Below are 17216 nucleotides of genomic sequence, written 5' to 3'. Positions count from 1 at the left end.
AACATAAAAAAGACCGTCAGGAGCAATTCTTTCCTGACGGTTTTTCTTTTTCAGCGCCCAAGCGACTTATAATCCGCATAGCTCCTTATCCTTGGAACGGAGGACATACGTTCCAACTGCGCATATTTCATGGCATGCGAAGTGTTAAACAGCACGACCGAGTCGGTGGGACGCAGCCAGCCATTGTCACAGAGCTCGATCAAGCCTGCCCAGGTGGCAGAACCTTCCGGCGAGGAAGAAATGCCTTGAGCGCCTAAAGAGCGTGTGGCATCGGCGATCTGGTTCTTGGATAAGGCGAGCGCTGTACCGCCGCTTTCCTTAACGATCGACAAGATGAGAGGCAAATCAGGTGGCAGAGGAACTCGCATGCCTGTCGGACTAGGCTCATCGGTTGTTCCGGCCTGATTGCTTGCCGTTTGCGGCAGCAGACCGTCGACGATGGGTTGGCAGCCTTTTTCCTGCACGCAAACGAACCGTGGCATAGGTCCGTCAACCCAACCAAGCGCTTTGAGCTCATGGTAGGCTTTCCACATGCCAATAATCCCGGAGCCTCCGCCGGTCGGATAGATAATAACGTCGGGAAACGTCCACCCGAGTTGCTCGGCGAGCTCAAGTCCCATTGTTTTTTTGCCCTCTACGCGCCCTGGTTCCTTCAAGGTGCCGACATTTACCCAACCCTGCTCCCCCTTGCCGGTTTCAATAATTGCCGCGGCGTCATGGATTAAGCCATCCACAAGAAAGGTTTCCGCCCCATAAAGTGGACACTCCTCTACGATGAGCGGAGGGCAATCCAAAGGGATGAATACCGAAGTCTTAATCCCGGCATGGCTGGCATAAGCAGCGAGCGCGCCAGCGGCATTGCCGTTGGAAGGAACCGCCGCTCGGGTTGCTCCCGATTCTTTCAGGAGAGAAACGGCGACGGAAAATCCCCGTGATTTGAAGCTTCCCGTCGGGTTCTGTTCTTCGCGTTTAATCCACAGCTGCCTAAGGGACAGCTTTTGTTCCCAATTCAGTAAGCGTACTAACGGGGTCCAGCCTTCGCCAAGCGTGATGATACAATCCGGGTTGCTCACCGGAAGCAGTTCGTTGTATCTCCACATGGATGGGTAGCGAGTCTGTAATGCTTCCTTCTTCAATGATTTGCTCAAGCGCTCCAAGTCGTAATCGACCAATAACGTACCGCCGCAAGTACATTTCATGTCTTGATAGCGGAAAGGGAGCTTTGCCGAACATCGTGAGCAATAAAGCCCCAATTGTTTCATTTTCTGGGCCTCCTCGCCGTTTTCAGCGGGAAAACGAATGGTTAGTTAGCATGAATTCGCATCTGCCAACTCTAATGTAGACTATTACAGCCGGGAGAAGATGGAGACGGCTTGTGTCTCTTGCATCTGTTTATTTTTTGTGAAAGGACTTGATTCGGCGGAACATTGATTTATCTTTTAGTTTCAAAAACAGTTCCAGCATCGGTGCATAGTTGACCTCAATGATCCAAACATGCCCCGATTTGTCAAAAGCCATGTCGATTCCCATCGTGTTTACCCACCGGTAGGAGGGGCCAAGCGTGGCAGCGCTCTTAAGTGCGACTTTATCGAGCTGCGCCAACAGATCGGAGGATCGCATGGATTTTAGCTGAGAATGTTTGATAGCATGCTCCACGGATACAACTTTGCCGCTGCTCATGCGGATATTCGTCACAATAAAACCGCTGCCAGCGACTTTGGCCAGTTTACCCGTTACTTGCCACTTCGAATGAGGGTGCCGCTGCACCATCACTCGCATATCAAAAGGCCGCCCGTTAACGGTAGCGAGTGGAATGCGCTGCTGGACAATGAAATTTTTGCCGGTTTTCTTTTTGAGAAAGGCGTTTACTTGCTCTTGATCGGTAAACCGTTTCTTTTTCGCCCCGTCCTGGAGTTCGTATCCGGAATCTTCCAATTTTTTAATTCGAATGACGCCATGTCCGCCATAGCTGCCAGTAGGCTTAATAATAACTTGTTGGTATTTGTTCAGCAGTCGCCAGAACGCGGATTCCTTCAGCCATTCGGTTTCTGGGAGGTACGCGCGGAGCTTCTCCGATTTGCGGAGCAGCTTGTATTTCGTCCACTTACTGGTGCTGAGTTTACTCATAGGGCTTCACTTCTTGCTCTTGAATGATGACATCATGCTCCTCGACCCTGAGCACCTGATTCTCTTCATCGACAAATACGACTTGTGGCTTTAAGGAGGCTATTTCAGCTTCATTCATCAGTCCCATACTCAAAATGATGACAAGATCCCCGGGGTGGAAAAGATGGGCGGGCGGACCGTTCAGTCCGATTTTTCCGCAGCCTTCTGTCGCAGGGATGGCATATGTTTTCCATCTTGTGGCGTTGCGCAGGCTGGTAACCTGAACCATCTCATAGGGTAAAATGTTCGCTTTACGCATTAACAAAGCATCTATGGTAATGCTTCCGACGTAATTCAGATCGGCTTCCGTTACCGTAGCGCGGTGGATTTTACCTTTACACATTAGTCGCTGCATATGCAGTAGCTCCTTTATCATCACATTGGGTGTTCATCACAACGTATGAATAGGGCAAGTCATCTTGTGTAGGCCAGCGCCTGTTTGCGAAAAAAATGGGTTCATACCACGGTGAAATGTTAGCTATGATATAATTTAGTTATCATATGTGTTAAATCATCTAGGGAGTGAGACATTCTGCAGCCTTTTTTCGTGATTGAAAATATACAGAAGAACCATCCAAACGGAGGGGCAACTCCACTTTTTAAACAAATCAGCGTGGAAGTAAAGCCAAAAGATGTTATAGCGATCCAGGGGCCGTCCGGGCAGGGGAAAAGTACGCTATTACGAGTTTTAGCCGCATTAGACAACATTCAGAGTGGTTGTTTATCCTTACATGGACGTCCTGTTGAGAGTTGGGGCCCCTGCGAATGGCGGAAACAGGTATGTTATGTGCCTCAACAACCGGCCATGCTGCCGAAAACCGTGGAGGACAATTTAGCTTTGGTGAGCAAGCTTCATCAGCGCAAGTTTGATCAGCCTCTAGCAAAGAGACTAATGGATGAGGTTGGGCTGGGGGATCTTAGCTGGTCTCAAAATCCGGCGGAGTTGTCAGGCGGACAAAAACAACGCGTTCAGCTTGTGCGTTCGATGTTGATGGGGTCTGACATCCTTTTACTTGATGAAGCGACCTCAGCGCTGGATGCACAGAGCAAACAAGCGGTGGAGTCGATGCTCATGAGATGGAAGGAAGAAAGGGGAACAGCGCTTGTTTGGGTGACCCATGAGCAGGAGCAGGCCGAGCGAGTGGCCAAACGGTTTTGGTATCTGGAGAACGGAGTGTTATCAGAAACAGTGAAAAAAGATGACATATCTTCTTTTTCCCTTGGTCAAGGGGGAGTGGAGTAATTATGTCAGCAGTTGCCTTGGGTTTTACGCTTACTTTTATTATGATTACGATGGTTTTATCCAGATGGCAAAAACTGGGGCTTGAGAAGGACATTGCATGGGGAACGATTCGTGGCGCCTTGCAGCTATTATTCATAGGTTATGTGCTACATTTTGTTTTTCAAACTGAACATTTGGGACTTATTATAGGAATTATCGCGATAATGATCATGATCGCTACACAAAATGCGGGGAAACGAGCAAAAGGGTTAAAGGGAATCCATTGGCGAATCGCAGCAGCAATTGCCATAACGGAAATTCTAACGATGGGACTGATGCTCGGCCTCCAAATTATCAAACCAACGACGCAATTCATCATTCCTATCAGCGGGATGACCATTGGAAGTTCCATGATTGTTTGCGGTTTGTTTTTGAACCAAATGAATCGTGAGGTAGGGTCCTCCCGGGACATGATTGATGCCCTTCTTGCATTGGGAGCAACACCGAAACAGGCCATCCAACAAGCACTTCAACGCTCTGTGAAGGCAAGTATGATTCCTACAATAGACGGGATGAAGACGGTTGGATTAGTTCAATTGCCTGGGATGATGACAGGCATGATTATTGCAGGCTCAAGTCCGATTGAAGCGGTGAGGTATCAAATTTTGATTTTGTTTGCGTTCACGGCTTCGGCAGCAATGACAGGAATTATTTTAAGCATTCTCAGCTATAAATTATGGTTTACGAAAGAAATGACGTTGAAGTAAGGAACAGATATTTCCCGGGGAATCCCAACGAAAAAAAGCGTCCGAATACATTCGGGCGCTTATGTTATTCTCATATTAATTTAAGGCCACTAATTAATACCAGGCTGGCAATAATGGTCCGCAAGACGTTGGTCGGAGCTTTGGTAGCTAGCATGCTGCCGATTAGTACGCCAGGGATTGAGCCAAGTAGAAGATTGATAACGAGTGTGTAATTGACATTCCCCATGCTGGCGTGCAAAATACCTGCTGTCGTTGCCAGGAAAAATGCATGTGCGATATCTGTGCCGACGAGTTGTGCTGGAGCCATGCGGAAGAAGTAAAGCATTGCAATGGCGTATAAGGAGCCGGAACCGATGGAGGTTATGCCTACAATGAATCCAAGAACCGCGCCAATGGTGATTGTCAGACCGCGTTTCTCTTCCAAGTTCTTGAGCTGCCAACGATTTTCTTTGATCTTATGGCCGAAGAAAACTTTGAACAAGGTGGCAAAGGCAACCAGAATCAAGACGTAGCCGAGCGCGTGTTTAATAATGACTTCTTGATTATTATAAAACGAGTTGAAGAGTTTCAGGAAGATTACCGCGACGATGACGCCGGGAATGCTGCCCATAGCTAACATTTTGACGAGCTTGAAATCAATCGTTTTCTGCCGCCAATGCTGAATGGTGCCGAAAAGCTTCGTGATGGAATTATAAAGCAGGTCTGTTCCGACGGCAATAGAAGGATGAATACCGATCAGGATCAAGATGGGGGTGAGCAGCGAAGCTCCGCCAACACCGGTTAATCCAACCAAAAAACCAACAATTACACCCATAAATAAAATACTCAAAGTCATGTAGTCATGTCCCCTGTCAATTACCCACTAATTCAATTGGATTAATTTTATTATATGCATTAGCCATATGTAAAGAATTTTTTTGCAAGCAGTTTCGAGTCATGGCGACCAAATCTTTTATCACGCTATTCATTAGATAGCGAATCAGTTACAATATATGGATGTGACTAGGAAGACAGCATAAGGAGGTACATAAGAAAAATGATGAGTAGTAATCGAAGCAATCGCACAACGGTTATGGTCAGCATCGTACTGGCGATGCTAGTGGCGTCTATGGATGCGACCATAGCCAATACGACGATGCCGATCATTGTGAAGGAAATTGGCGGTAGTGACCTGTTCGCCTGGGCATTTACCTCGTATATGGTGCTCTCTACCGTACTTGCTCCACTAGCAGGCCGGTTATCCGATTTATTTGGTCGGAAAAAGATCTATGCCGCAGGGATCCTATTGTTTCTTGGTGGGTCTGTTCTTTGCGGTTTATCCCAGAGCATGCTCCAGTTGATCCTGTTTAGAGCCGTTCAAGGGATAGGCGCAGGGGTGATGATGCCGTTTCCAGCGATCATTGCCGGAGATATATATCCCGTGGAGCAGCGTGGGAAAGTGCAGGCCTTTTTCACAGCGATGTGGGGGCTGGCGGCTGTATTAGCACCGTTATTAGGGACATTTTTTGTGACTTATTTGAGCTGGCGATGGATATTTTTCGTTAATATTCCGATTTGTTTGGTCTCGCTTTTAGCTTTGAAGCCGTATAAGGAAGTTTATCAAGCGAAGAAATCCGTGGTGGATTACGGGGGGGCCGTGCTGTTCGCCTTGGGGATCTCGCTGCTGCTCCTTACGACAACGGTTGAGCAATACAACTTTATTTACGGGGCATTAGGCGTAGTATGTATGGTTGCCTTTTTCTTTTATGAGAAAAGGCATAGCGCACCGATTGTTCCTTTGAACCTGCTTCGAAACCGGCCTGTGGCCATTATGATTGCGGTCTCGTTCATCTCCTGTGCAGCGCTATTCGGGACTTCAAGTTTTATACCGCTATATTTGCAAAATCAAGGGTATTCGCTATTTGTGAGTGGGCTTGCTCTGCTAGGTACGTCGATTGGTTGGATGGTGGTTGCTGTTCCAAGCGGGAAATGGGTGCTCAAATATGGTTACAAACCGCTGCTGATCATTGGGAACGGTTTGCTCTTGGTTACGGCAATTATGCTTTATTTTATGGGAGAAAAGACAGCTTACTGGTACTCATTTGCGACGATGACGATGCTTGGGCTTGCTTATGGGCTCATCTTTACGGTTTCAACGATTGGTTCACAGCAGCTAGTTGAGGCGCACCAGAAAGGGATCTCTACTTCGCTGCAGCTATTCGCCCGTAATATTGGAACGGCTGTGAGCGTGACCATCATGGGGGCGATTTTGACGAAAGCGACTGCTTTTTACATCGGCTTCCATGGGATGTTCGTCTTTGGCTTCATTGTCTGCTTAATTTCCATGTTCATTCCATTTATGATTCAATCTACATCCAAACAGGCGGCTTAAGTCGGGAATAACGAAAATGACCAAAGAACCTGAGGGAGTCCCTCAGGTTCTTTGTGTCGATAAGGACGATTCAGGAAGCAGAAGCAGAATCAGAAGCTGAACGCTTCTGATTCGTTATATCCCTGATTGTTGCTGCAAACATCATTTTGCCTTTGAATTGGAAGCCGGTGATGGTGATCTCTGCCGGAAATTCGGAACGGTCTGCACGGTAGGCCGCCATTTCCATTCGTTTGCCGAGCAAAGCGGCATCTTGCCGTGATAACTGCTGAAACAAAGAAGCGGCCGCTTCCCCATTTCGATCAAAAGGAAATAGAAAATCAAAGATGGTTAAGGACAAAGCTTGTTTGCGTGTATAACCGAATGCAGCGGATGCTGCCGGATTACAATCAATAATCCACCCCCGGCTGTTAAACACCATGATACTGTCGATGCTTGTGTCCAGTAAAGAAGCTTTCAGGGCAAATTGTTCGGCAACCTTCTGATCGATTTTCATGGAATACAACAAGTTGATGGAGAGAAAAATGATCGTTCCAAAAGCAATTAACAAGGCGAGAACATAACTGTCCATGCTCGTGCGATAATGTTCTGCTAGCATGCTGCTGTCTGGATATGTCATTTTCCCCGCAGACATTCCGAGGTAATGCATGCCAGTCAGGGCAAAACTGATAACAAAGCTACTAATGACTACTTTTTGCTTGGCGTAGGCGGATAGATATAAAGCGGTTATGGATGCTATGATAGCTATTAGAATAGTAAGGATAAATGGAATAGGCGCATAGCGAATTTCCACTTGATTGAGGGCACTCATATTCATGAAATGCATACCGGCTATCGATAAGCCCATAAATGTGCCGCCGAGCAGAAATTTCGGAAATTCAAATGCGGCGAAATGCATGACAGTAAAGCCGATGATGGAGCCAATGATTGCGATCGCCAGAGATGTAAATAAGGTTGTCATATCGAAGTTTTTAACAGACGGATATGGACGGGCCAGTATCGCGATGAAATGCATGGACCAGATGCCTGCCGCTAAAGTAGAAGCACATCTTAAGATCCATAATTTTTGTTGCCAGGGGCTGGAATCAGTAATTCTTTTGGTCAATTTCAGACTAGTACAAGAAGCTGACAGAACAACGACGAAAGCTAGAAGTATGAGGTACAAATTATAGGGATGAGCTTCTGCAAGATGCATATCCGATTCCTCTCATAGATTGATGGTGTGCCAGTCTGTGGTGGTTTTATTATAGTTGTCAGTCAATGGCGTGTATATAGCGGTTAATGTTAATTAAAATCGAATTGTGTCGAAATACACTAAATCTTGATATAGGGAGGAGGAAGCGCTGTTGAAAAAAACTAACGCAATTGGTGGCATTATTTTTGATATGGATAATACCCTTCTTCAATCTCATATTGATTTTCCCGCAATGAAACAGGCGGTTGCCCGTTTTTTAATTCAAGAGGGGATGCTATCGCGAGAGTTTGCGATTGATTCGCATACAACTTCAACTATTCTTTCTCATGTCAAAGAAGAGGGGGCATCGGATGAAGTACTGGCAGCCGCTTTGCAGATTGCTGAGGGATTTGAGCTTCAAGGTATGAAGGGTGCGGGTCTTGAGCCGGGTGCGCTGGAGCTTTTGGAAAAGCTTCAGGGAACATATATACTTGCGCTTGTGACCAATAACTCTTACGCGGCAGCTATTAAAGCGTTGGAGATCACGGGAATCAAGGATCGATTTGATTTGATTGTCGGAAGGGAACAGATGGGCCAGATGAAGCCCTCTCCCTCAGGGAATTTATTTGTGATGAGGCATTTTTCGGAATTGGCAGCGGATAATTGGATTTCTGTTGGCGATTCTTGGCTTGATGGCCAAGCTGCAGGGGAAGCAGGGATTCCTTTTATAAGTTATGGGAGCGGTGTGCCGTTGATGGTGGAAAAAGGCGTTAAACCGGCGGCTCAGATTGACAAGCTGTTAAGTCTGTTAGATTATGTATAGATTACATATGAAGAAGAGAAAGAAGTGATCGTAAGTGTTAATGGATGTGAAGTCTCGCCTTCAAGAGAACCTTATTCAGGAACTGCTCAGCTACAGCGTCTTCCCTGATCCGGATGTATTGGAAGAGACGATTAAGAGTTATGAAACGGATTCGAATATGTGGCTTTACGGGTATGAATCAGAAGGAGTACTTGTCGGCATTATCGGATTTCGAATCAATGATGAGCAGGAAATGACGATTCATCATCTGGCGGTAGAACCTCATAGCAGAGGAGCCGGGTTCGGCCGGGGCATCATCCTCGAAATCATAGAAGAGATGCACCCAGTTAGAATCGTGGCAGAAACGGATGAGGAAACGGTTCAGTTTTACAGGAGCATTGGCTTCGTGATTCGCAGTCTTGGCGAGAAATACCCTGGTGTTGAGCGGTTTGTATGCACCTATGAGATTGAGCCGGAAGATGAATAGCAGTTGGCAATTAGGTCGGTCAGGATGAATCCTGGCCGGCCTTTTTTTTGTGCGGAATGTTCACAGTAACTCAGAGATAATAGCCCAAGCCAAAAGTAAATGTCATGTTAGATAGCAATTTGCATATATTGTTGTAGGCTGTTGCGTTATTAAGTTAGTTATGAAAGCGATTTCCATACGTCATTTAAGTGACATTTTTCACAATGATGACAAGCATTGCGGGTGTTTTGTCAAACGGTGTCATACAAGATTCCGGAAGAAACAGGAGGGTGCAGAAATGCTGCATATCGTAGTGTGTATCAAGCAGGTGCCTGACTCTAGAGAAATTCGCATTGACCCGAAAAATAACACGTTAATTCGTCAAGGAGTTCCCAGCATTGTGAATTTTTACGATATGCATGGGCTGGAAGAGGCGCTTCGCATCAAGGATGAAACCGGGGCAAGAGTGACCGTCGTGACCATGGGACCGCCTCCCGCTGAGAAAGGCCTGAAGGAGTGCATTTCGCTTGGCGCGGATGATGCCGTCCTCGTAACGGACCGCGGCTTTGCCGGAGCGGACACGCTGGCTACTTCCTATGTCGTGGCACGGACGATACGTAAAATCGCCGAGACGTGGGGGCCGGTGGATATTGTTTTTTGCGGGAAACAAACTCTCGACGGCGACACGGGTCAGGTCGGGCCAGGGGTCGCGTGCCGATTGGATTTGGAGCAGCTCACGTACGTGAACAAAGTGGTGGACGTTGATGAACAGAATCGCAAAGTTCGCGTGCACCGCCTATTGGAAGACGGTATTGAAGTGGTTGAGACAAGCATGCCTGTGTTGATCACAGCACTGAAGGAGCTGAACAAGGTACGAAGGGCATCGCTGCCAGGCATGATTCGAGCAGCGCGATATAAGCCGACTGTGTGGACGACGGCGGATTTTCCGGACTTGGAGCGGGCGAAAATCGGTCTCAAAGGTTCCCCGACAATTGTTGCAAAGACTTGGGTGCCTGAAGTGAAGGCTGTTAAAACCAATATGATCGCTTATGATTCGCCGGAAGCGGGCGCGGCGCAACTCGCTGAACAGCTTATGAGCAAGGAAATGCAGACGCTGCTTGACTGGGCATAGGCAAAGCCGCAAAGCCGGAAGGATGCAAGAGCAGAGATACAGTAAGGATCATGTAACGAATGGAGGAAGTCACTATGGCCAATGAACAAACGACGGAGCAGGCCGAAGCGGCAATGCCCGATTGGTCCGCTTATCGGGGAGTATTAATCGTAGTGGAGCAGCGGGACGGAGTAGCGAAAAAGGTGTCTTGGCAGCTCCTGGGTGAAGGGAAGAAGCTGGCAGCGAAGCTGGACACGCCGCTCATGGCGCTCGTCATCGGCGAAGGTGTAGCCCACCTCGCCGATGAAGCCGTGCACTACGGCGCGGACCGGGTGTACCTCTGCGAAGCGCCGGAGCTTCGCACGTACCGAACCCGGCCCTACAGCCGGGTCTGTTTGAAGCTGATAGAGGAAGCAAAGCCCGAGATCGTGCTGTTCGGCGCGACAGCAACGGGCCGGGATCTGGCAGGCGCCATCGCGACGCACCTGCCGACGGGGTTGACGGCCGACACGACGCAGCTCGACGTGGAGCCGCCTCCGTCGCGGCTGCTGCTGGCCAGCCGGCCGGCTTTTTCCGAGAAGATGATGGCCACCATCCTCTGCAAGCAGTACCGGCCGCAGATGGCGACGGCGCGGGCCGGGGTGTTCCAGGCGCTGCCGAAGGACATGGCGCGCCAAGGCGAAATCGTCGCCATCGAGGCGGCGATGCGGGAGGAAGAGATTGCCGCGCAGGTGCTGGACTTCCTGCACGAAACGGGCAAGCTCAATCTCGAGGACGCCGAGATTATTGTGGCTGGGGGCCGCGGATTAGGCGGCCCTGAGCCCTTCGGGCTGCTCGCCGAGCTGGCGGAGGCGCTCGGCGGTGTCGTTGGCGCATCCCGCGCGGCGGTGGATGCGGGCTGGATCGGACACGAGCACCAGGTCGGGCAGACCGGTGCGACCGTGCGGCCGAAGCTGTACTTCGCCATCGGCATCTCCGGCGCTGTGCAGCATACCGTGGGCATGAGCAACGCGGACGTTGTCGTCGCCATTAACAAAGACGAGAAAGCGCCTATTTTCCAATTTGCCCACTACGGGATGGTGGGCGATCTGTTTAAACTGGTTCCGGCGATCACGCAAGAGGTGAAAAAACGCCGTACCCTGTTTGCCAAACCCGCTGCCGATACAACCGCTTCCGTACCAACGCTGGAAAGGAGTGAGGCCAAGTGAATGAAAAATTTGATGCAATCGTCGTTGGCGGGGGGCCAGCCGGTGCTGCAGCAGCGTTAACCATGGCGCGAGCCGGGTTATCTGTTGTACTTCTGGAACGTGGGGAGTTCCCCGGTGCCAAAAACATTTTCGGCGGTGTCCTCTACCGGAAGCAAATTGAAGAGCTCGTTCCCGAGTTCTGGAAAGAGAAGAACTTTCCGATGGAACGGTACATTGTGGAGCAGCGCATTTGGATGATGGGCAAAGAATCGATGGTCACATTCGGTCACCGCAATGAGGCGTACAAAGAACCTTACAACTGTTTCACCGGTTTACGTGTCAAATTTGATCAATGGTTTGCCGATAAAGCGGTTGCCGCCGGAGCCATCCCTGTGTATGAAACCGTTGCGTTGGATGTCATTCGTGAGGGCGATAAGGTTGTTGGGGTTAAAACGGATCGGGATGACGGCGATTTGTATGCCGACGTTGTCGTGATTGCCGATGGCGTCAATTCCTTGCTCGGAAAAGCCATGGGCATTCATAAGGAATGGACGCCGGACCAAGTGTCGCTTGCCGTGAAAGAAGTGATTGCGCTGCCCAAAGAGAAAATCGAGGACCGCTTCGGGCTGGAAGGCGACGAGGGCGTGACGATTGAATTTATGGGCGAAACTTCACTCGGCATGGCGGGGATGGGGTTCCTTTATACGAATAAAGATACGATTTCCTTAGGAGTAGGCGTGATGGTCAACCATTTGCGCGATAAAAAAGTGAAGCCTTATGCCGTTCTGGACGCGGTGAAACAGCATCCCATGATTCGCAAGCTGATACAGGGAGGAGAAACGAAAGAGTACTCCGGGCATTTGATTCCGGAAGGCGGCTTTCACTCCATTCCTCCGCTCTCGGGCAACGGCTGGTGCGTCTGCGGGGATGCTGCGCAGCTCATCAATTTCGTCCATCGGGAAGGCACGAATTTGGCAATGACTTCCGGCCGATTGGCAGGCGAGGCCATTGTGGAGGCCAAAGGGCGCGGGGATTACACCGCCGCTTCGCTGCAAGCGTATGATCAAAAGATACGCGAATCCTTTGTGCACAAAGATTTGCAAAAGTATAAGGGCATGCATCAATTCCTGAAGGAGCAGGACCCTGAACTCCTGTTTGATAAGCTGCCAAGAGCGCTGAATGAAGCGGCTTACAACATGTTCCTGGTAGATGGCATTGCCAAGGCGGATAAGCAGAAAATGGCCATGAAGCTGATTAAAAACGCCGCAGGCGGCACGGTGAATTTGATGAAGCTGGGCTACAAGGGATGGAGGGCGATGAACGGATGAGTCAAAGCGACATTTCTGATAAGCTGTTTACGATCCGTTACAAATGCGACGACAAGTCACACCTCGTCATTAAAGACAAACAAACTTGCTTGAGTTGTGTGACCAAGGATTGCAACTACTTTTGTCCGTCAGACGTGTATGAATGGGAAAAGAAACTCAAGATTACGACAGTCGCCTTTGAGAATTGCATTGAGTGCGGAACCTGCCGAATTGCCTGTCCGTCGCACAACATTGATTGGGTGTATCCCAAAGGTGGGTACGGCATGACGTATAAATTCGGCTAAATGGAAGGATTTATGGAAGGGAGCAGGGCTTTCGAGCCGCTGCTCCTTTTTGCTGAAATTAGGGAATACTATAGCAAAACTACATTTCTCCATATGTAAGTGTACAATCTCCATAGTGCGGATTGGCAAAGAATAAGATAATAAGGAGCAGGAGGGATATTATGCAGATAACTTTTGAACAGACACAAGGTATTTTCCATTTAAAAAACAGCCAGATGAGTTATGTGATTCAGCTTGTCCAAAATGCTTACCCGGCACATGTCTACTGGGGTCGCCCCATCCGGTCCGGGCAATTGGCCGCCATTTTACAATTTCATGAAAGATGTTCGTTCTCTCCGAACCCGGTTCCGGAAGACCGCAGCATCTCTTTCGATACGTTACCGCAGGAATATCCGGCCTATGGAACAAGTGACTTCCGGGAGCCTGCTTATCAAGTTGCGCTTTCGAACGGGTCGACGATTACTGAACTAATCTATGATAAGCATCGAATTTACGCAGGTAAGCCTGCATTAGAAGGTTTGCCAGCTACGTATACAGAGAATGAGAACGAAGCGCAAACGCTTGAGTTGGAATTAGTGGATGCGTTGATTGGTTTGCGCGTCATTCTTTCTTACACCATCTTTGACCAGCATGCGGCATTGACCAGATCCGTGCGTTTCGTGAACGAAGGCACAGCTGATTTGAAGCTGCTTCGCGCGCTTAGTATGAGCGTTGATTATTCGCACAGCGAATTTGATTTGCTGCAGCTTTCAGGCAGCTGGGTGAGAGAACGGCATATCGAACGCAGAGCGCTTGCTCCCGGCAAATTGACGGTAGAAAGCCGCCGCGGATCCAGCAGCCATCAGCATAACCCATTCATTGCATTGCTCTCCAAAGAAGCAAGCGAAGACCATGGGGATGTATACGGGTTTAGCCTCGTGTACAGCGGGAATTTTGCCGCTCATGCCGAAGTAGAGCCGTATGGGAATACACGTGTTTCCATGGGAATTAATCCGTTTGATTTCTCTTGGCTGCTTGAGCCTGGACAAGCTTTTCAGACGCCTGAAGCCGTTATGGTTTACTCCAGCTCCGGTTTAGGGGAAATGTCCCGGTCTTATCACAAACTGTACCGTACCCGACTATGCCGTGGGGAGTTCCGTGATCGTACGAGACCGGTGCTCGTGAATAACTGGGAAGCGACGTATTTCCAATTTAACGCCGACAAAATCGAAAGCATCGCCAAAGCGGGCAAGGACCTTGGCATTGAGTTGTTTGTCCTTGACGACGGCTGGTTCGGCAAAAGAGACAGCGACAATAGCTCCCTGGGAGACTGGTTCGTCGATAAAGCGAAGCTGCCGAATGGGTTGGAAGATTTGGTTGCCCGAGTGAACGGCATGGGGCTTCAATTCGGACTTTGGTTTGAACCGGAGATGGTGTCTCCGAACAGCGAACTGTACCGGCAGCATCCAGATTGGTGCTTGCACGTGCCGAACCGCCGCCGTACAGAGGGCCGGCAGCAATTAATTCTGGACTTCTCTCGCGAGGATGTATGCGAGGCCATCTTGGGGATGATTCGCAACATTCTGAGCAGCAGCCCGATTACTTATGTCAAATGGGACATGAACCGCAATATGACGGAAATCGGCTCCGCCGCGCTGCCGCCAGAAAGACAACGGGAAACCGCTCATCGTTATATCCTAGGGCTATATCGCGTTCTAGAATCGTTAACGAAAGAATTTCCGCATATTTTGTTCGAAAGCTGCTCTGGTGGGGGAGGCCGCTTCGACCCTGGCATGCTTTATTACATGCCGCAAACGTGGACGAGCGACAATACGGACGCTGTTTCCCGCTTGAAAATTCAATACGGTACAAGTATCGTCTATCCGGTAAGCTCGATGGGCGCGCACGTATCCGCTGTTCCGAATCACCAGGTGCACCGCGAAACCTCGCTGAAGATGCGCGGTGATGTGGCGATGTCCGGAAACTTCGGTTACGAGCTGGATCTCACCCGTTTCACGGATGAAGAGAAAGAGATTGTTAAACAGCAAATCGCGAACTACAAAGAAATTCGTCCGCTTGTCCAATTCGGAGACTTGTATCGTCTGTTAAGTCCGTTTGAGGGCAACGAAACGGCTTGGATGATCGTCTCTGAAGATAAGAAACAAGCGCTGGTCGGCTACTTCCGCGTATTGGCAGAACCGAACGCACCTCTCAAATCACTGCGGTTAAAAGGGCTTAACCCAGATTTCGATTACCGCATTGCGGGCAAGGAAGAGGAGTATCCTGGCGATCACCTGCTATACGCCGGTCTTCCCGTCAACGATTTGCGCGGAGACTTCCAAAGTAAAATATGGGTGCTACAGGCATCTTCTCAATGATCCAAATTTCCGCTATGATTAGTCTATTACATAAATAGACTGATCATGGAAGGGAGATTACTGCGCTATGTTGAAGCGGCCTGGGAAAGATGAATACGCGCCATATTATGAACAGTACATCAGCAAAGTGACTGACGAGGAATACGAGGTGTTCTTAGATCGTCAACGTGATGAAATCCTTGCTTTATTTGGGGAGATCGACGATGAAAAGGCACGATATCGCTATGCGCCGGAGAAATGGAGCTTGAAGGAAGTATTAGGGCATATTACGGACACAGAGCGGGTAATGAGCTACCGGATGCTGCGTATTTCTCGCGGAGATGCGACGGTACTGCCCGGATTTGATCAAGACGTCTTTGTTGCGAATACTTCGTTCGACGAGCTGTCTATCGAGGATCTATTAAATGATTTCAAGGCGGTCCGGCAGGCGACCTTAACGCTTCGCCGTACGATTGCAGATTCCGCTTGGTCGCGCCAGGCGAACGTCAGCACGTTTGACATCACTGCACGAGGCCTTGCTTACGTGATTGCCGGTCATGCTGAACACCATCTAAGCATTGTGAAGGAAAGATATTTATAGAAAAAAGAGTTTGTCTGGGGGACGCCCTCGACAAACTCTTTTTTTAATATAGCGATAAAGCCAACGAATCGCGTTCGTTAAAGGAATGAAGGATCGCTTCACAGCCAACGATTTCGATGCTAATGATCGACTCCAAACATTTCTTAATGGTGGCTCTGCCTTTCGTAACTTTCGCTTCAAGAGCGGATTTCAATAGGTTGAATTTCTTTTTATTTTTCTCATCGGAGTAGACAGGCACGGGTTTGTTATGAATCGTAATAAACATTTTCATAGATTTTCACCATCCTAGGAATTGGATATACATCAAGCATATATGAGGATTATTAATTTAACCTTAAAATAGTTTTACAATTTTGAAACAAACTTGCATTTCATGTATATATGTTAAAACTATTCAAAATAATTCCTCATTTTGGATCTAGTAAACGACTAGCTTTTTCAGTTGTCAAAGAATATACGATTTAGAAGGCAAAAAAGTTCCATAGTCTAAGAAAAACTACATGAAAAATTTGTGAATTTTCGTTAATTTTGCGAATCTTTCTGCCGATACAGCTTTGGAGAGATCCCGAATCGATGTTTAAAGGCGCGATGAAAGTATGGATAGCTGCCAAAGCCGCAGCTCAAGGCGATTTGCTCCAAGGACATGGAGCTATCATGCATGCGTTCCACTGCACTGGATAAACGGACTTCCAAGGCGTACTGGATCATGGTTTTGCCGAAGCATTCCTTGAACAAGTGAACAGCGCGGGAAACGCTGAGTCCCACATGGTCAGCAACATCGTCCACTTTGAAAGTGGCTGTTGCATGCGCCTCAATAAACCGTTTCATCCGGGTGCCCGTAAAAGGACGTCCTTGCAAGGAGACGGTTTCCGTTGCCGCGCGTTCCACATACAGGCATAACGCCTGCAGCAAATACCCGCTAAGCTCCCGGTTTTCCTCTTCCATTCTGCGTTTTTCAAGAATAAGCTGGCGCCAAAGCGAAATGAGCCGCGCATCTAGATCGATTCGTGTGCAAGTTTGCTTGTAGCTCCGTTTCCACCAGGCGTCGATCCATGCCCCTTTGCAAAATAAATAATAATCTCCGCTGGCGATTTTGCCGCCGGGGTTATCTTTCGCAGGTTCGATCTTTAACTCGTACGGATCGCCCGGCTTATATAGAAGCAAATGGCCCGATTCGATTTGAATCATTTGCCCATCAACGAGAATTTCACATGTACCCTCTGTCTGTAAACGGAAAAGATAAGTATTGAGTCCGGATTTCGTACTCACATTAAACGGTTCCATATGAAAAGAATAGCCGCAGGTCAACAGCTCCGTATCCATGGTAATCACCTTTCGTAGCCAAATAAGAGATGTTTTGATTATATCGTGAATGGTCATAATAAGCTATGTTCCGTTATACTG

At 48.6% G+C, this 17216-nt stretch carries 18 protein-coding genes; 11 read left to right on the top strand and 7 right to left on the bottom strand.

The window, feature by feature from the left end:
* Window positions 1-50: 50 nt before the first annotated feature.
* The 3 genes from AC3WTJ_RS09605 to panD form a co-directional block, all read right to left on the bottom strand.
* On the bottom strand, window positions 51-1262 hold the full coding sequence (locus AC3WTJ_RS09605; protein WP_492521566.1) for a threonine synthase: 1212 nt from the start codon (window positions 1260-1262) through the stop codon (window positions 51-53).
* A 130-nt stretch (window positions 1263-1392) separates the two neighbouring features.
* Complete coding sequence (locus tag AC3WTJ_RS09600) at window positions 1393-2127, bottom strand: YheC/YheD family protein (protein ID WP_492521565.1); 735 nt, start codon at window positions 2125-2127, stop codon at window positions 1393-1395.
* Window positions 2120-2521: an aspartate 1-decarboxylase gene (gene panD, locus AC3WTJ_RS09595; protein ID WP_157319858.1), complete on the bottom strand. Its 402-nt coding sequence runs from the start codon at window positions 2519-2521 to the stop codon at window positions 2120-2122. The genes AC3WTJ_RS09600 and panD overlap by 8 nt, the downstream gene beginning before the upstream one ends.
* A gap of 192 nt (window positions 2522-2713) precedes the next feature.
* Between panD and AC3WTJ_RS09590 the strand changes: the two genes are divergently transcribed.
* Window positions 2714-3409 carry an ABC transporter ATP-binding protein gene (locus AC3WTJ_RS09590; protein ID WP_492521564.1) on the top strand — a complete coding sequence of 232 codons (696 nt, stop codon included), beginning with the start codon at window positions 2714-2716 and terminating at the stop codon, window positions 3407-3409.
* 2 nt (window positions 3410-3411) lie between these two features.
* Window positions 3412-4155, top strand: coding sequence for an ABC transporter permease (locus AC3WTJ_RS09585; protein WP_407872053.1), 744 nt, complete (start codon window positions 3412-3414; stop codon window positions 4153-4155).
* A 70-nt stretch (window positions 4156-4225) separates the two neighbouring features.
* On the opposite strand, the gene AC3WTJ_RS09580 is transcribed toward AC3WTJ_RS09585, so the two are convergent.
* Entirely contained in the window at window positions 4226-4990 is a 765-nt protein-coding gene (locus AC3WTJ_RS09580; protein WP_492521563.1) for a sulfite exporter TauE/SafE family protein, read from the bottom strand.
* A gap of 201 nt (window positions 4991-5191) precedes the next feature.
* On the opposite strand from AC3WTJ_RS09580, the gene AC3WTJ_RS09575 reads away from it, so the two are divergent.
* Complete coding sequence (locus AC3WTJ_RS09575) at window positions 5192-6526, top strand: MFS transporter (RefSeq protein ID WP_407872055.1); 1335 nt, start codon at window positions 5192-5194, stop codon at window positions 6524-6526.
* A gap of 70 nt (window positions 6527-6596) precedes the next feature.
* On the opposite strand, the gene AC3WTJ_RS09570 is transcribed toward AC3WTJ_RS09575, so the two are convergent.
* Window positions 6597-7718, bottom strand: a complete 1122-nt coding sequence (locus AC3WTJ_RS09570; protein ID WP_492521562.1) for an MHYT domain-containing protein — start codon at window positions 7716-7718, stop codon at window positions 6597-6599.
* Window positions 7719-7869: 151 nt separating this feature from the next.
* Here AC3WTJ_RS09570 and AC3WTJ_RS09565 point away from each other — a divergent pair, with 151 nt between their 5' ends.
* The 8 genes from AC3WTJ_RS09565 to AC3WTJ_RS09530 all read left to right on the top strand — a co-directional run bounded on the left by AC3WTJ_RS09565 (window position 7870) and on the right by AC3WTJ_RS09530 (window position 15812).
* A complete protein-coding gene (locus AC3WTJ_RS09565) occupies window positions 7870-8520 on the top strand; it encodes an HAD family hydrolase (RefSeq protein WP_492521561.1) in 651 nt (216 codons plus the stop codon).
* Window positions 8521-8560: 40 nt separating this feature from the next.
* Complete coding sequence (locus AC3WTJ_RS09560; RefSeq protein WP_492521670.1) at window positions 8561-8986, top strand: GNAT family N-acetyltransferase; 426 nt, start codon at window positions 8561-8563, stop codon at window positions 8984-8986.
* Window positions 8987-9263: 277 nt separating this feature from the next.
* On the top strand, window positions 9264-10097 hold the full coding sequence (locus AC3WTJ_RS09555) for an electron transfer flavoprotein subunit beta/FixA family protein (RefSeq protein WP_492521560.1): 834 nt from the start codon (window positions 9264-9266) through the stop codon (window positions 10095-10097).
* Window positions 10098-10171: 74 nt separating this feature from the next.
* Entirely contained in the window at window positions 10172-11284 is a 1113-nt protein-coding gene (locus AC3WTJ_RS09550) for an electron transfer flavoprotein subunit alpha/FixB family protein (RefSeq protein ID WP_492521559.1), read from the top strand.
* Window positions 11281-12591: an FAD-dependent oxidoreductase gene (locus tag AC3WTJ_RS09545; protein WP_181646549.1), complete on the top strand. Its 1311-nt coding sequence runs from the start codon at window positions 11281-11283 to the stop codon at window positions 12589-12591. Before AC3WTJ_RS09550 ends, AC3WTJ_RS09545 begins: the two co-directional genes overlap by 4 nt.
* Window positions 12588-12875, top strand: coding sequence for a ferredoxin family protein (locus AC3WTJ_RS09540; protein ID WP_407872060.1), 288 nt, complete (start codon window positions 12588-12590; stop codon window positions 12873-12875). Before AC3WTJ_RS09545 ends, AC3WTJ_RS09540 begins: the two co-directional genes overlap by 4 nt.
* Window positions 12876-13036: 161 nt before the next feature.
* Window positions 13037-15232, top strand: coding sequence for an alpha-galactosidase (locus AC3WTJ_RS09535; protein WP_492521558.1), 2196 nt, complete (start codon window positions 13037-13039; stop codon window positions 15230-15232).
* A gap of 67 nt (window positions 15233-15299) precedes the next feature.
* Window positions 15300-15812, top strand: a complete 513-nt coding sequence (locus AC3WTJ_RS09530) for a DinB family protein (RefSeq protein WP_492521557.1) — start codon at window positions 15300-15302, stop codon at window positions 15810-15812.
* Window positions 15813-15855: 43 nt separating this feature from the next.
* On the opposite strand, the gene AC3WTJ_RS09525 is transcribed toward AC3WTJ_RS09530, so the two are convergent.
* Together AC3WTJ_RS09525 and AC3WTJ_RS09520 are read right to left on the bottom strand one after the other, a co-directional pair.
* Entirely contained in the window at window positions 15856-16083 is a 228-nt protein-coding gene (locus tag AC3WTJ_RS09525) for a 3-dehydroquinate dehydratase (RefSeq protein ID WP_127449564.1), read from the bottom strand.
* Window positions 16084-16334: 251 nt separating this feature from the next.
* Window positions 16335-17135, bottom strand: a complete 801-nt coding sequence (locus AC3WTJ_RS09520; protein WP_407872063.1) for an AraC family transcriptional regulator — start codon at window positions 17133-17135, stop codon at window positions 16335-16337.
* Window positions 17136-17216: the final 81 nt, after the last annotated feature.

It is taken from the genome of Paenibacillus sp. FW101-FHT12H11 (genome assembly GCF_058790355.1).
Note: the sequence above shows the minus strand (reverse complement) of the source record. Positions and strands in the feature narration are given on the sequence as shown.

Excerpts from the sequence above, each read along its gene's own strand:
- AC3WTJ_RS09605 (WP_492521566.1), bottom strand. The coding sequence starts at position 1,262 with ATGAAACAATTGGGGCTTTATTGCTCACGATGTTCGGCAAAGCTCCCT.
- AC3WTJ_RS09600 (WP_492521565.1), bottom strand. The coding sequence starts at position 2,127 with ATGAGTAAACTCAGCACCAGTAAGTGGACGAAATACAAGCTGCTCCGC.
- panD (WP_157319858.1), bottom strand. The coding sequence starts at position 2,521 with ATGCAGCGACTAATGTGTAAAGGTAAAATCCACCGCGCTACGGTAACG.
- AC3WTJ_RS09585 (WP_407872053.1), top strand. The coding sequence starts at position 3,412 with ATGTCAGCAGTTGCCTTGGGTTTTACGCTTACTTTTATTATGATTACG.
- AC3WTJ_RS09580 (WP_492521563.1), bottom strand. The coding sequence starts at position 4,990 with ATGACTTTGAGTATTTTATTTATGGGTGTAATTGTTGGTTTTTTGGTT.
- AC3WTJ_RS09575 (WP_407872055.1), top strand. The coding sequence starts at position 5,192 with ATGATGAGTAGTAATCGAAGCAATCGCACAACGGTTATGGTCAGCATC.
- AC3WTJ_RS09570 (WP_492521562.1), bottom strand. The coding sequence starts at position 7,718 with ATGCATCTTGCAGAAGCTCATCCCTATAATTTGTACCTCATACTTCTA.
- AC3WTJ_RS09560 (WP_492521670.1), top strand. The coding sequence starts at position 8,561 with ATGGATGTGAAGTCTCGCCTTCAAGAGAACCTTATTCAGGAACTGCTC.
- AC3WTJ_RS09555 (WP_492521560.1), top strand. The coding sequence starts at position 9,264 with ATGCTGCATATCGTAGTGTGTATCAAGCAGGTGCCTGACTCTAGAGAA.
- AC3WTJ_RS09550 (WP_492521559.1), top strand. The coding sequence starts at position 10,172 with ATGGCCAATGAACAAACGACGGAGCAGGCCGAAGCGGCAATGCCCGAT.
- AC3WTJ_RS09540 (WP_407872060.1), top strand. The coding sequence starts at position 12,588 with ATGAGTCAAAGCGACATTTCTGATAAGCTGTTTACGATCCGTTACAAA.
- AC3WTJ_RS09535 (WP_492521558.1), top strand. The coding sequence starts at position 13,037 with ATGCAGATAACTTTTGAACAGACACAAGGTATTTTCCATTTAAAAAAC.
- AC3WTJ_RS09530 (WP_492521557.1), top strand. The coding sequence starts at position 15,300 with ATGTTGAAGCGGCCTGGGAAAGATGAATACGCGCCATATTATGAACAG.
- AC3WTJ_RS09525 (WP_127449564.1), bottom strand. The coding sequence starts at position 16,083 with ATGAAAATGTTTATTACGATTCATAACAAACCCGTGCCTGTCTACTCC.
- AC3WTJ_RS09520 (WP_407872063.1), bottom strand. The coding sequence starts at position 17,135 with ATGGATACGGAGCTGTTGACCTGCGGCTATTCTTTTCATATGGAACCG.